Origin of the sequence: Sphingopyxis indica (assembly GCF_900188185.1) — a bacterium.
Lineage (GTDB): Bacteria > Pseudomonadota > Alphaproteobacteria > Sphingomonadales > Sphingomonadaceae > Sphingopyxis > Sphingopyxis indica.
Map to the genome: position 1 here is coordinate 337,257 of NZ_FZPA01000001.1, position 13,653 is coordinate 350,909.

The window sequence follows — 13,653 nt, forward strand, 5'->3', positions numbered from 1 at the left end:
GGCGTCGCGCCGGCGGCCGCGTCAGGCGGCGCGCCGGTCCTCCACCGCGGCTTCGTCCTTTTCGACCAGCACCTGATGCAGCACGCGCACCGCCCGATCGAAATCGCGCGGCTCCACGAGGAACTGGACGTCGACGTTGCGGATCTGGTGCTGCATCGCGATCACCGAAACGCCTGCATCGTCGAGCGCGCGCATCGCGTCGGGCACGAGCCCGGACCGCGAGATGTCGCTGCCGATCACCGAAACCATCGCGATCGGGCGCTTGGTGATCTCGGCCTCGGGATATTTTTCCTGCAGATCGACGAGCGCCTTGTTCACCGCCGCGGCGCTGGCCGACAGATAGTGGGTGATGGTGTTGGCGTTCGACGATTTACTGACGATCCATAGCTTGTGGCGCGTCAGCGCGTCGAGGATCGCGGCGTCATAGCCCTTCACCCCGACCATATCCTGTTCGAAGAATTGCAGCGCCTGCATCTGTCGGATGCCGGTGACGATCTCGACCTTCGGAACGTCGGAGACATAGTCGCCGGTGACGAGCGTGCCTTCGTCCTCGCGGTCGAAGGTGTTGCGCACGCGCAGCGGGATGCCCGACTGGCGCAGCCCGCGCCCGGCGCCGGGATGGATCGCCTCCATGCCGAGATTGGCGAGCTGGTCGGCGACGTCGTAGTTGGTGCGGCCGATCTTGCGCGCCTTGTCTTCGCCGACCAGCTTCGGATCGGCGCTCGACAGGTGAAACTCCTTGTGGATGATCGCCTCGCGCGCGCCGGTGAGCACCGCGAGCCGCGAAAAGGTCATCTCGGTATAGCCGCGCGCATAGCGGCGCACCATGCCGCCCTCGCAGCCGGCGTAGCCGGTGACGATCGGAAGCGTCGTCTTGAGGTCGATCGACGCGAATGCCTCCCTGATCCGCTCGTCGAGGCTCCTGAGATCGTCCTCGTCCCAGAGAGTCAGGTCGACGAACTGTGCGTTGACGTCGCGGTCGCGGAGCAGCAGCGCGGTGCTGTGCGCGCTGTGCGCCTCGCCGATCCCGGCGAGCAACTCGCGCACCGTCACCAGCTGTTCCTTCAGGCTGAAGCGGCCGTGGCTGCGCAGCCGCGCGAGATCGCCGAGGCAGGCGGCGACCGCGTCGATGCGGGCATCGACGAAACGGTCGGCCTCTTCACGGCTTTCGGGGCGCGCGAACATTTCGGCGTTGCGCGACCGCATCGCGTCGCGCACCGTGCCCATCGCGTCGCGCCACGCGTCGGCATCGTCATGGTCGACGAAATGGCCATAGACGCCGGGCTCGCCGGTCTTCTTGTTCTCGAGCAGCAGGTTCGTCATCCCGGCGTAGGCCGACACGACGAAGATGCGGTTGTAGAGCTGCTTGCCCGACCGTCCCGCGATCAGGACATTGTCGAACAGGGTGGCGGTGGCGGCCATCGAGGTGCCGCCGATCTTTTCGACGCTGTGCGTTCCGGTCATGCCGCCAGCTCCTGCTGGGTGAGCGGCCCGTGCCGGGCGGTCAGCGCCTCCGGCTCGCCGCGATAGGCGAGGAAATAGGGACGCGGCTTGCGGGCGCCGAAGGGCGCCTGAAGCCGGTTGCTCACCGCATTATAGACGAAGAAGGCGTTCGAGCGCGGGAAGGGCGTGATATTGCCGTTCGAGCCGTGCATCAGATTGCAGTCGAAGATGATGACCGTGCCGGGCTTGCCGGTCGGTGCGACGATGCCCTTTTCGAACGCCATTTCGGCGAGGCTGTCTTCGTCGGGGACGCCATATTCCTGCTTCTTGAGCGAGCTGAGATAATGATTCTCGGGCGTTTCGCCGACGCAGGCGAGGAAGCTGCGGTGCGAACCCGGAATCACCATCAGCGGCCCGTTGTTCGCATTATTTTCGGCGAGCAGGATCGACATCGACAGCGCGCGCATCCGCGGCATCCCGTCCTCGACGTGCCACGTCTCGAAATCGCTGTGCCAGTAAAATTCCTTGCCCTTGAAGCCGGGTTTGTAGTTCAGGCGCGACTGGTGGAGATACACCTCGTCGCCGAGCAGGAAGCGCGCGACCTCGGCCAGCCGCGCGTCGGCTGCGAGCCGCGCCATCACGTCGCTCTGGCGATGCAGCTCGAAGATCGAGCGGACTTCCTTGCTCTGCGGTTCGGCGATGATCGTTTCGGGCGCAAGCGCCGCCGGATCGGCGAGCAGCTTGCCCGCCGCCGCCTGGAGGTGCGCGACTTCGGCGTCCGAGAAGATGTCATCGAGGACGAGATAGCCGTCGCGGTCGAAGCCGGCCGCCTGTTCGCGGGTGATCGGCGCGTCGGCGGTCCATTCGCTATGGACCACGGGGTCGAGGCGCGGCAGCAACTGGGGCGTTGCCGCCTGCCTGGATGGGTAGATGTCTGTCATGGGACGTCCCCCTGCTCTTGTGTTTGTGGGTCAGTCGGCGGCGACCATGTCGGCCTCGGCCGGATAGGCGCCGTTTTCGTCGTGCACTTCCTTGCCCGTGACTGGCGGATTGAACACGCAGGCGGTCAATATGTCGGTTTCGGGGCGCACGATGTGGCGGTCATGGTCGTTGAGCGCATACATCACGCCGGGCTGAAGCTTGTGGATTTCGCCCGTGGCGAGATCCTCGATCGTGCCGGTGCCCTTGAGTATGAGAACCGCCTCGAGATGGTTCTGATAGTGCATCTTCAGTTCCTGGCCCGCGAACATCGTCGTGACGTGGAACGAAAAGCCCATATTATCGTCCTTGAGGAGCAGGCGGGCGCTGGCCCAGCCGTCCGAACGGACGTTGCGGTCGCTCTTGCGGATCTCGCCGAGATTGCGGATGAACATGAAATAATCTCCTGATTTTCTAATTGGTTATTCGGCGGCGACGGCGAGGTCGTCGGCCATGGCCTCGCGCAGCCGCGCCTCGAGGATGTCGAGGCCCTGCGCGAGCAGCGCGTCGTCGATGACGAGCGGAGCGAGCACCTTGATGACCTCGCCGTGCGCGCCGCTGGTTTCGATAATCAGCCCGTCGTCGAAGCACGCCGCGGTCACCGCGTCGGCAAGCTCGCCCGAGCCGACGTTGATGCCGCGCATCATGCCGCGGCCGCGGGTTTCGAAGCCATGTTCCCTGGCCATCGTCTCGAGCCGCTGCTCGAGCAGCGTGCCGCGGCGCGCGATGTCGTCCTCGAACGCCGTATCGCTCCAGAAGTGGCGGAGTGCGGCGGTCGCGGTGACGAACGCATGGTTGTTGCCGCGGAAGGTGCCGTTATGTTCGCCCGGCGACCATTGGTCGAGTTCGGGGCGGAACAAAGTCAGCGCGAAGGGCAGGCCCATGCCCGAGAGCGATTTCGCCTGGGTGACGATGTCGGGGGTGAAGCCCATGTCTTCAAAGCTGAAGAAGTTGCCGGTGCGGCCGCAGCCCGCCTGAATATCGTCGACGATGAACAGCGCGCCATGTTCCTTGGCGAGCGCGGCGATCTTGCGCAGCCATTCGGGCGACGCGGCGTTGAGCCCGCCTTCGCCCTGAACGGTTTCGACGAGGATCGCCGCGGGCGCGTCGAGGCCGCTCGACGGGTCGGCGAGCCGCTGTTCGAGCAGCTCGGCGGTGTCGACGTCGGGGCCGTAATAGCCGTCATAGGGTTCGTGGCTGACGTGGCTCAAAGGAACGCCCGCGCCGCCGCGCTTCGCGGCATTGCCGGTGCAGGCGAGCGCGCCGAGCGTCATGCCGTGAAAGCCGTTGGTAAAGGCGATGACATTTTCGCGCCCGGTGACCTTGCGCGCGAGCTTGATCGCCGCCTCGACCGCGTTGGTTCCCGTCGGGCCGGTGAACATCGCGCGATAGTCGAGCCCGCGCGGCTTCAGGATCAGCTCTTCATAGGTGTTGAGGAATTTTTCCTTGGCGTCGGTATGCAGGTCGAGCCCGTGCGCGATGCCGTCGGCCGAGATATAGTCGATCAGCGCCTGCTTCAGGATCGGATGATTATGTCCATAGTTGAGCGTCGAGCAGCCCGACAGGAAGTCGAGATAGCGGCCGCCCTGATTGTCGTGCATCCACACGCCTTCCGCCTTGTCGAACTGGCGCGGCATGGCGCGCGCATAGCTGCGCACTTCCGATTCGCGGCGCTCATAGATGCTGCGGTCGGGAATCCGGCCCGACGGTTTGGGGGTCGTAATGGTCATGATTATTGTCCCTGTTTTTCCTGCGGTTGGCTTTTGTTCTGGTTATGGGTGAGCGGCCCGATGCGGGCCTGATATTCGGTGTCGTGCGCGCCCGCGAAATGCGCGTCGCGTTCGAACAGGGTGCTGCGTTCGAGCGGCGCGTTCCAATCGCGCGCGAGGCCGTTGAAGAGCGCCCAGGATGCGGCATTGTCGTCGGTCACCGTGGTGATCAAATGGGTGACGCCGGCCTGTTCGGGGCGACCCAGAAGATGGTCGATCATCCGGCTCGCGAGCCTTTGCCCGCGCGCAGCCGACGACACCGCGACCTGCCAGACGAAGAAATCGTCGGGGTTCGACGGGGGGCGGTGGCCCGAGACCCAGCCGACCACCTGCCCGTCCCGTTCGGCGACGACGCAATGGTCGGCGAAATGCGTGCATTGGACGAGGTTGCAATAGGCCGAGTTGCGATCGAGCGGCGGACAGGCCGCGATCAAGGCGGTCACCGCGGGACCGTCGGTCACCCGCGGCTTGCGCAGCGTCAGCGCGCCGTCGGTGGCATCGGAATCATTCGTGTCGGGCAAGGACGCATCGTCTTTTTGCCGGTCAAAGATTATTCATCTCCTGAAATATCTGTTTCGCTATACCCGTTCACCGGGCCCTTTGAAAGCGCGCGATACATAGCGATTCTTCCCTCAAGATCAACCCCGGCGGGACAAACTGTTTCACTACATGAAATAAAAATTGCCCGGGAGCGACGCGATATTGCCGTTGGCGGCGCTGCGCGGCGCGGGTAAGCAGGCGCGATGGAGAGCGATATCCCCAATGCCACCCTGCGCGCGCTGCGCCGCATCCTGCGCGCGACCGAGTCGGGCAGCCGCAAGCTCGCGGCGATGACGGGGTTGACCCCGTCGCAGCTGCTCGTGCTCAACGAAATCGGCGGCGGCGAAGCGGTGACGCCGGGGCGCGTCGCGCAGCGCTTGCAGTTCAGCCATGCGACGATCACCGCGATCGTCGACCGGCTGGTCGCGCAGGGACTCGCAACGCGCGAGCGCAGCGACCGGGACAAGCGCCAGTTCCTCTTGTCGGCGACTCCCGCCGGCCGCGCGGCGCTCGCCGAGGCGCCCGATCTCTTGCAGATGACCTTTGCCGAACGTTTCGCGGTGCTCCCCGCCTGGGAGCAGGCGATGATTCTCGCGGCGGTCGAGAAGCTCGCCTTCGTCCTCGATGCGCAGGACATCGACGCCGCGCCGCTGCTCGACACCGGCGCGATCGACCGGGCGGAGCGCAAGGGTTAGGAAATGAACCGTTTGTCCTGAGGAGGGGCTGAGCTTGTCGAAGGTCCGTCTCGAAGGACGCTGATGCTACGGTCCTTCGAGACGCCATTTCGACGGGGCTCAATGGCTCCTCAGGACGAACGGCGTCTTGTGGGTCCGATCCTGTTTCAGGTCGCGATCGGCGCGACGACGGGGCCGAGCAGTTTCACCGCGTCGTGCGGATCGAGGCGGACCTGCAGCCCGCGCTGGCCACCATTGATGTACACGCGCGCGTGCGCGAGGGCGGCTTTGTCGAACGCGACGGGGAGGCGGCGTGTCTGGCCGAAGGGGCTGACGCCGCCGACCTTGTAGCCCGCGATGCGCTCGGCCTGCGGCACAGGCATCATCGCCGCCGATTTGCCGCCGAGCGCGGCAGCGACGCGCTTCATCGACAGTTCGCGGTCGGAAGCGAGGATCGCGCAAGCCGGCCGGCCGTCGACGAGCAGCATCAGCGTCTTGAGGACGCGCGCGGGGTCTTCGCCGAGCGCTTCGGCGGCCTGGAGCCCGACGCGCGCGGCGTCCGGATCATAGTCATAGCTGTGGATGGTAAAGGCGATACCCGCCTGTTCGAGCGCCTTTGTGGCGCGCGTCGCTCGCGACATGGCAATCTTCCGCGGAAAAATGTCGATGGTGCGAAGATGTAAATGGTCGGGACGAGAGGATTCGAACCTCCGACCCCCACACCCCCAGTGTGATGCGCTACCAGGCTGCGCTACGTCCCGACCGGCCCCGTGGGGCAGGCGAGGCCCCTAGCGCGCCTTCGCGGCCGATGCAAGCGCGGCGAACGCCGATCCGTCGCAATCGCGCACCGGTGGCTTGAACCCGCCGCGAAAAGCCCCATTTGCGCCCGGCCTGCCGAGGGGAACGGACCGCAGCCATCGGTTGCGCACCGCGCCCCTGCGTGATAGGCGCCGCGCCATCATTTCGCGCGCCGTTTTTCGGGAAGGGGAGCGGCGCTTTCGAACGGAAAGTCTTTCATTCATGTCGACCTCATTGCTTCTGACCCAGGCGGCCGGATCGGGGGGCGGGGCAGCCGGCTTCCTGATGCTGGTGCCCTATCTTCTGATCTTCGTCGTTTTCTGGTTCTTCCTGATCCGCCCGCAGCAGGTGCGGATGAAGGAGCATCGCGCCAAGGTTGCGGCGGTGAAGCCGCGCGATCAGGTCGTTACCGGCGGCGGCATCGTCGGCAAGGTCACGCGCGTCGACGACGATTTCGTCGATGTCGAAATCGCGCAAGGCGTCAAGATCAAGGTCGTCAAGTCGACCCTTTCGGACGTCCTGCAGCCCGGCGCCAAGCCCGCCAACGACTGACGCGGCGCGGCCCGCCATCCTGCGGGCCGGCCTTCCTGACGGATTCACACCCCATGCTCGATTTCCCGCGCTGGAAGACCATCGGCATCAGCATCATCCTGCTGTTCGGCATTCTTTTCGCCATCCCCAGCTTTCTGCCTGACAAGGCGTTCGAGAGTCTGCCCTCCTTTGCGCAGACCAAGGTCAATCTGGGCCTCGATCTTGCCGGCGGCAGCCATTTGCTGCTCGAGGCCGATCTTGCCGACCTCAGGAAGACCCAGCTTTCCAACATGGAAAAGACCGTGCGCACCGCGATGCGCGGCGAGCGCGGCGCGGGCGACGACATCGCGATCGGCGAGCTGCGCAACGCGAACGGTCAGATCAGCTTCCTCGTGCGCGATCAGACGCAGCTCGACGAAGCGCGCGAGCGGCTGTTCCGCGAAACGCAGGGCGCGGGGCTGACCGGCCAGCGCGACTGGAATATCGAGGTGGTCGATACGACGCGCATCGTGCTGACTCCCACGCAGGTCGGGCTCGACCAGGCGGTCGATCGCGCGATGGACACTGCGCGCGACATCATCGACCGCCGCGTCAATTCGCTCGGCACGCGCGAGCCGACGATCATCCGCCAGGGCGACGATCGCATCGTCGTCCAGGTTCCGGGCCTGCAGGACCCGCAGCAATTGAAGGACCTGATCGGCAAGACCGCGCGGCTCGAATTCCGCATGGTCGACGCCAATGCCGATCCCGCCGAAGCCGCGCAGGGCCGCGCGCCGGTGGGCAGCGAAATCGTGCCCTATGCGCCCGGCGAAGGCAGCGGCGCGGCGTTCGAGGTGCTGAGCCGTCAGGTGATGATCAGCGGCGAACAGCTGATCGACGCGCAGCAGAGCTTCGACCCGCAGACCAGCTTGCCGGTGGTCTCGATCCGCTTCGATTCGGGCGGCTCGTCGACCTTTGCGCGCGTGACCTCGCAGAATGTCGGCAAGCGCTTTGCGATGGTGCTCGACGGGCAGGTGCTTTCGGCGCCGTCGATCAACGAGCCGATCCTCGGTGGCAGCGCGCAGATTTCGGGCAATTTCACCGTCGCCAGCGCGAACGCGCTCGCGATCTCGCTGCGCTCGGGCGCCTTGCCGGTGAAGATGGCGGTGGTCGAGGAACGCACTGTGACCCCCGAGCTCGGCGCCGATTCGATCCGCAAGGGCGCGATCGCGGGCATCGTCGCGACGGTCGCGGTGCTCGTCTTCATGATCGTCGTCTATGGCCGTTTCGGCATCTATGCCAATGCCGCGCTGGCGTTCAACATCGCGCTGATCGTCGCGATCATGGGCATGTTCAACGCCACGCTGACCTTGCCGGGCATCGCGGGATTCGTGCTCACCATCGGCGCCGCGGTCGACGCCAATGTGCTGATCAACGAGCGTATCCGCGAGGAATTGAAGCGCGGACGGCGCGTTTTCCAGGCGGTCGAGATCGGTTATAAGGAAGCGAGCCGCGCGATTTTCGACGCCAATATTACCAACGTCATCGCCGCTGCGTTGATGTTCTGGTTCGGCTCCGGCCCGATCAAGGGCTTTGCCGTGGTGCTGACGATCGGCATCGTCACCAGCGTCTTCACCGCGGTCACCGTCACGCGCCTGTTCGCCGCCCGCTGGCTCCACGCCAAGCGCCCCGCGGCGCTCAACATCTAAGAAAGGGACCGAAGCCATGCGTCTGCTGAAACTCGTCCCCGACGACACGAACATCCACTTCCTCAAATGGCGCAACGTCGCGATGGCGATCAGCGTGCTGATGATCATCGCCTCGATCGCGCTGGTCGCGGTGCGCGGCCTGAACCTGGGCGTCGATTTCGTCGGCGGCCAGTCGGTGCGCGTCGAATTCACCGGCGCGATGCCGCCGATCGACGAAATTCGCGAAAAGGTCGGCGATATCGGTCTTGGCGAAGCGACGATCCAGCAATTCGGATCGGACAAGGCGGTGTCGATCCGCACCGCGCTGCCCGAGGGCGACAAGGCCGCCGCCGACCGCGCGGGCAAGCGCCTCGTCGATGGCATCCACAAGGCGTTTCCGGGATCGAAAACCGGATCGGTGGAGACGGTGTCGGGCAAGGTGTCGGACGAATTGCTTCGCACCGGCGCGCTCAGCCTCGCGCTCGCGATGGTCGCGATCTCCATCTATATCTGGATACGCTTCGAATGGCAGTTCGGTGTCGGCGCGCTGTTCGCGCTGTTCCACGACGTCGCGCTGACCTTCGGCTTTTTTGCGCTGACCCAGTTGCAATTCGACCTCAACATCGTCGCGGCGCTGCTGACGATCATCGGCTATTCCTTGAACGACACGATCGTCGTGTACGACCGCATTCGCGAAAATCTTAAGAAATATCGCAAGATGCAGATCATCCCGCTGCTCGACCTCAGCATCAACGAGACGCTGGCGCGCACGGTGATGACCAGCTTTACCATGCTGATCGCGCTCGCGGTGCTGCTGTGGGTGGGGCCGGACGTGATCTTCGGCTTCACTGCGGCGATGCTGCTCGGCATTTTCGTCGGCACCTATTCGTCGATCTATATGTCGGCGCCGATCCTCGTGTGGCTGAAAGTCGGCCCCGACAGCTTCGTCCCGCGCACCAGCGCCGCGACCGAAGGCGCCGAGCGGATCGCGAGCAAGAATGACGACGGCGCGGTGGTCTGACCGTGCCGAGGCCGGATGGCGGCTTTTGGGGTGGGGAGCGGACGTTCCTCACTCTTTGTCATTCCCGCGAAAGCGGGAATCCAGTGTGGAGCCAGCCGACGCACGCTCTGGATTCCCGCTTTCGCGGGAATGACAAGGTTATGAAATGCCGATCGTCGCCTATCGGTCGTTTTCCGACCATTCGTCATCCCGGATAAGGCGGCCCATCAACTCCGTCCACCGCGCACCCCCTCCCGCCATGGGGCTGGACCGCCGCCTTTCGCTCGCCTAAAGCCGGCGCGCGATGCATGCCTATGCGAATCCGACCCGTTTCCTGGCCATTGCCCGTCCGTTGACGCCCTGGCTGCTCGGTCTGGGGCTCGCGCTCGTGCTTGCGGGGGCGTGGGCGGGGCTGATGCTGGTGCCGGGCGATTATAAGCAGGGCGATACGGCGCGGATTCTTTATGTGCATGTGCCGGCGGCGTGGCTCGGCATGGGCGGGTGGAGCGCGCTTGCCATCACCGGGCTCGTCCAGCTCGTCTGGCGCCACCCGCTCGCCGGGATCGCGGCGCGGGCGATCGCTGTGCCGGGGATGCTCTTCACCGCGCTGTGCCTTGCCACCGGCTCGATCTGGGGCAAGCCGACGTGGGGGACCTGGTGGGAATGGGACGGGCGGATGACTTCGATGCTCGTCCTGCTGTTCCTCTATGCGGGCTTCCTCGCGCTGACGATGGAGGGCGACGGGCAGGGGCGCGGCGGGTCGCTGTCGCGCGGTGCCGCCATCTATGCGCTGGTCGGCGCGATCAACATTCCGATCATCAACCGCAGCGTCGTGTGGTGGAACAGCCTGCATCAGGGGCCGAGCATCACCTTGCGCGGGTCGAGCATCGACGGGTCCTTGCTCTGGCCGCTCGGGCTGACCGTGCTGGGCTTTACGTTGCTGTTCGGCGCGATCGTCTTGATGCGGATGCGGCGGATCATCGCCGACAACCGCGTCGCGGCGCGGCTGCGGCGGCTCGCGGACGACGAGGGAGCGTGAAGCGGTGACGGGGGTGATCAGCGGGGGCGGCCAATGGGCCTATGTCGCGGCGGCCTATGCGCTGACCGCGCTTTCGACCGGGGCGGTGCTGTGGCATAGCTGGCGGGCGATGCGCAAAGCCGAAAAGCGGAGCGATGCGCTGCGCAGGAATCGGACATGAAAGCGAAGCATCAAAGGCTGATCCTCGCGCTCGTCGCGCTCGCCGGGGTGGCGGGGGCGGGGGTGCTTGGCGCGAGCGCGCTGCGCGACGAGGCGGCCTATTTCCGCACTCCCGAGGAAGTCGCGGGCGGCCATGCCAAGGTCGGCGAACCGATGCGGCTGGGCGGCATGGTCGCCGCGGGCAGCCTGAAACGGCTGGGTGACGGGGTGACGATCCGCTTCGTTGCGACCGACGGCAAGGCGTCGGTGCCGGTCGAGTTCACCGGCATCGTCCCCGACCTGTTCGCCGAAAAGGCGGGCATGGTCGCCGACGGCCGGATGCGCGCCGATGGCGTGTTCGTCGCCGACCGCATCCTCGCCAAGCATGACGAGCGCTATATGCCGCCGCAGATGGGCGATATGCCCAAGGATATGAAAGCGGCGGCGGGGGGATGAGGGGGGTGCCTTTGCCGTCATTGCGAGCGCAGCGAGGCAATCCAGAGTGGTGCAAGGCCGCTCCTGGATTGCTTCGCTGCGCTCGCAATGACGAAGGGTTCGTGGCGGGCGAGATAGCGCAATGATCGCCGAGCTTGGCCTCGCGCTTCTGTGGATGGCGGCGGCGCTCGCGTGCCTGTCACTGGTCGCGGGCATCGCGTTCGTGCGCAGCGGCAAGGGCGAGCTTGCGGCGCTGGTGCGGCCGGCGAGCGTCGCGCAGGGGGTGCTGACCGCAGCGTCGTTCGCGCTGCTGATCGCGCTGTTCGCGCGTTCGGACATGTCGGTCGAACTCGTCGCGCGCAACAGCCACAGCCTGAAGCCGATGCTGTTCAAGATCGCGGGGGCGTGGGGCAATCACGAAGGGTCGATGCTGTTGTGGCTGACGATCCTCGGCCTGTCGGGAGCGCTCGTCGCGCTGTTCGAGAGGCGGCTGCGCGAAGATACGCTGATCGCGACATTGGCGGCGCAGGCGGCGCTGAGCCTGGGATTTTTCGCCTTCCTGCTCTTTTCGTCGAACCCGTTCAACCGGCTGCCCATCGCACCGCCCGACGGACAGGGGCTCAATCCCTTGCTGCAGGACCCCGGTTTGGCGTTCCACCCGCCGACGCTCTATGTCGGCTATGTCGGGCTTTCGGTCGCGTTCAGCTTCGCGGTCGGGGCGCTGGTGACGCGCGAGGTCGGGCCGGCCTTCGCGCGCGCGATGCGGCCTTGGGTGCTCGGGAGCTGGATCTTCCTGACCCTCGGCATCACCGCGGGCAGCTATTGGGCCTATTATGAGCTCGGCTGGGGCGGCTGGTGGTTCTGGGACCCGGTCGAGAATGTGTCGCTGGTGCCGTGGCTCGCCGGCGCGGCGCTGCTCCATTCGGTCGCGGTGACGGCGACGCGCAACGCGCTGCGCGCGTGGACGGTGATGCTCGCGGTGATCGGCTTTTCGATGTCGATGGTCGGCACCTTCATCGTCCGCTCGGGGCTGCTCACCAGCGTCCACAGCTTTGCCGTCGATCCCGAGCGCGGCACCTTCCTGCTCGTGCTGATGGCGATCTATATCGGCGGGGCGCTGACGCTGTTCGCGCTGCGCGCCGGAACGGTCGCCGAGGGCAAGACCTTCGCGCTCCTGAGCCGCGAGGGCGCGCTCGTCATCAACAATCTGCTGCTGACCACGATCCTCGCGCTCGTGCTCCTGGGCACGCTCTATCCGATCGTTGCGGAGGCGATGGGCGAGAAGATTTCGGTCGGGCCGCCTTATTACAACAAGGTCGCGGGGCCGCTCGCGCTGATCCTGTGCCTCGTGATGGTTGCCGGGCCGCTCCTGCGCTGGCGCCGCGACGACGGGCGCACGCTCTGGTCGCGCCTGCCGCTGGCGCTGTTCGCGGGCGCGGCGGTGCTGTTCGGGCTCGTGCTGTTCGGCGGGCAGGTCGGCATCCTGCCGCTGCTCGGCATGACGGTCGCCGCAGTCGTCGCGGTCGCGAGCCTTGCGCCGCTGTGGAAGCGCAACCTCCGCCGCACGCCGCTGCCGGTCTGGGGCATGGTGCTCGCGCATTTCGGGGTCGCGGTCGCGCTCGCCGGCATGGCGGCCGAGAGCGCCTTCATCAAGGAACGGCTCGTCGCCGCCGCGCCGGGCGAGACGGTGCGCGTCGCCGATTTTTCGGTGACCTTCCAAGGCGTCGAGCCGGTCGCGGGGCCGAACTATACCGCGGTCAAGGCGACCTTGATCGCGGCGACGGCAGCGGGCGACCGCTTCGTGCTGCATCCCGCGGCGCGCACCTTCCCCGGCCTGATGGGCGGGCCGCCGACCGAGACGAACGAGGCGGCGCTGCTGACGCGGCCGGGCGGGCAGCTTTATGCGGTGATCGGGCAGCCGGTGACCGGCGCCGACGGGGCGCAGCGCTATCAGCTGCGCCTGTGGTGGAAGCCGCTCGTGTGGTGGATCTGGCTCGGCGGCGCGCTGATCGCGCTCGGCGCGGCGATGGCCTTGCTCGGGCGTGCGCAATTGCTCGCGATCTGGCGCGCGCGGCGGGCGCGCAAGCTGGAGGAGCGTTTCGCATGAGGTCGCGCTGGGTTCTCTTCGTGCCGCTCGCAATCATGGCGCTGCTGTTCGGGGCGTTCGTCTATCGGCTGACGGTGCCCGCCGAGACGCTGATCGAATCGCAATGGATCGACAAGCCGATGCCGCTGTTCGACCTGCCGCCCGCGACCGGAGGCGTCGCTGGGCTCAAGAGCAGCGACCTCGCCGACGGCAGGCCGCGGCTGGTCAATATTTTCGCGAGCTGGTGCATCCCGTGCCGCGCCGAGGCGCCGCAGCTCGAGGCGCTCAAGGCCGCGGGGGTGCCGATCGACGGCATCGCGATCCGCGACCGGCCCGAGGATGTCGCGGCCTTCCTGCGCGAGAACGGCAATCCGTTCGACCGCATCGGTGCCGACGTGCAGAGCAGCGTGCAGATCGCATTGGGGTCGTCGGGCGTGCCCGAAACCTTTCTGGTCGACGGCAAGGGGATCATCCGCGAGCAGATTCAGGGCGTGATTTTGCAGGACGATGTGCCGCGGATCATGGCGAAGCTGGAGGCGATGAAGTGAGGGGCGC

At 66.2% G+C, this 13,653-nt stretch carries 15 protein-coding genes and 1 tRNA gene; 9 read left to right on the plus strand and 7 right to left on the minus strand.

The genetic code is table 11. The features are described from left to right. Window positions 1-21: 21 nt before the first annotated feature. Genes CHB69_RS01460 through ectA form a run of 5 tightly spaced genes read right to left on the minus strand, consistent with a single transcriptional unit; the run spans window position 22 to window position 4,666 of the window. A complete protein-coding gene (locus CHB69_RS01460) occupies window positions 22-1,464 on the minus strand; it encodes an aspartate kinase (RefSeq protein WP_089214200.1) in 1,443 nt (480 codons plus the stop codon). Then, window positions 1,461-2,384, minus strand: a complete 924-nt coding sequence (gene thpD / locus CHB69_RS01465; protein WP_089214201.1) for an ectoine hydroxylase — start codon at window positions 2,382-2,384, stop codon at window positions 1,461-1,463. Before thpD ends, CHB69_RS01460 begins: the two co-directional genes overlap by 4 nt. A gap of 30 nt (window positions 2,385-2,414) precedes the next feature. Continuing rightward, window positions 2,415-2,816 (minus strand): ectoine synthase, encoded by a 402-nt coding sequence (locus CHB69_RS01470; protein ID WP_089214202.1) that lies wholly within the window; start codon window positions 2,814-2,816, stop codon window positions 2,415-2,417. A gap of 27 nt (window positions 2,817-2,843) precedes the next feature. Continuing rightward, complete coding sequence (ectB, locus tag CHB69_RS01475) at window positions 2,844-4,151, minus strand: diaminobutyrate--2-oxoglutarate transaminase (RefSeq protein WP_089214203.1); 1,308 nt, start codon at window positions 4,149-4,151, stop codon at window positions 2,844-2,846. Window positions 4,152-4,153: 2 nt separating this feature from the next. Beyond that, entirely contained in the window at window positions 4,154-4,666 is a 513-nt protein-coding gene (ectA, locus tag CHB69_RS01480; protein ID WP_212541886.1) for a diaminobutyrate acetyltransferase, read from the minus strand. Window positions 4,667-4,933: 267 nt separating this feature from the next. Between ectA and CHB69_RS01485 the strand changes: the two genes are divergently transcribed. Continuing rightward, on the plus strand, window positions 4,934-5,425 hold the full coding sequence (locus tag CHB69_RS01485) for a MarR family winged helix-turn-helix transcriptional regulator (RefSeq protein WP_089214204.1): 492 nt from the start codon (window positions 4,934-4,936) through the stop codon (window positions 5,423-5,425). Window positions 5,426-5,571: 146 nt separating this feature from the next. Here CHB69_RS01485 and ybaK read toward each other — a convergent pair whose 3' ends face one another. After that, window positions 5,572-6,045, minus strand: coding sequence for a Cys-tRNA(Pro) deacylase (gene ybaK / locus CHB69_RS01490; RefSeq protein ID WP_089214205.1), 474 nt, complete (start codon window positions 6,043-6,045; stop codon window positions 5,572-5,574). Window positions 6,046-6,088: 43 nt separating this feature from the next. Then, window positions 6,089-6,165 (minus strand) — tRNA-Pro (locus tag CHB69_RS01495). 259 nt (window positions 6,166-6,424) lie between these two features. Here CHB69_RS01495 and yajC point away from each other — a divergent pair. The 8 genes from yajC (at window position 6,425) to CHB69_RS01535 (ending at window position 13,646) form a co-directional block, all read left to right on the plus strand. Then, window positions 6,425-6,754, plus strand: coding sequence for a preprotein translocase subunit YajC (gene yajC / locus CHB69_RS01500; RefSeq protein WP_089214206.1), 330 nt, complete (start codon window positions 6,425-6,427; stop codon window positions 6,752-6,754). A 53-nt stretch (window positions 6,755-6,807) separates the two neighbouring features. After that, window positions 6,808-8,421: a protein translocase subunit SecD gene (secD, locus tag CHB69_RS01505; protein WP_089214207.1), complete on the plus strand. Its 1,614-nt coding sequence runs from the start codon at window positions 6,808-6,810 to the stop codon at window positions 8,419-8,421. 16 nt (window positions 8,422-8,437) lie between these two features. After that, the gene (gene secF / locus CHB69_RS01510; protein WP_089214208.1) at window positions 8,438-9,421 is read left to right on the plus strand and encodes a protein translocase subunit SecF; all 984 of its coding nucleotides are present in this window, start codon (window positions 8,438-8,440) and stop codon (window positions 9,419-9,421) included. Between the two features lie 283 nt (window positions 9,422-9,704). Continuing rightward, on the plus strand, window positions 9,705-10,439 hold the full coding sequence (ccmC, locus tag CHB69_RS01515) for a heme ABC transporter permease CcmC (protein ID WP_089214209.1): 735 nt from the start codon (window positions 9,705-9,707) through the stop codon (window positions 10,437-10,439). A gap of 4 nt (window positions 10,440-10,443) precedes the next feature. Continuing rightward, entirely contained in the window at window positions 10,444-10,599 is a 156-nt protein-coding gene (locus CHB69_RS01520) for a heme exporter protein CcmD (protein ID WP_089214210.1), read from the plus strand. Then, window positions 10,596-11,033, plus strand: coding sequence for a cytochrome c maturation protein CcmE (gene ccmE, locus CHB69_RS01525; RefSeq protein WP_089214211.1), 438 nt, complete (start codon window positions 10,596-10,598; stop codon window positions 11,031-11,033). Before CHB69_RS01520 ends, ccmE begins: the two co-directional genes overlap by 4 nt. A 121-nt stretch (window positions 11,034-11,154) precedes the next feature. After that, a complete protein-coding gene (locus CHB69_RS01530) occupies window positions 11,155-13,119 on the plus strand; it encodes a heme lyase CcmF/NrfE family subunit (RefSeq protein ID WP_089214212.1) in 1,965 nt (654 codons plus the stop codon). Beyond that, entirely contained in the window at window positions 13,116-13,646 is a 531-nt protein-coding gene (locus CHB69_RS01535) for a DsbE family thiol:disulfide interchange protein (protein ID WP_089214213.1), read from the plus strand. The genes CHB69_RS01530 and CHB69_RS01535 overlap by 4 nt, the downstream gene beginning before the upstream one ends. The last annotated feature ends 7 nt before the right edge of the window (window positions 13,647-13,653 follow it).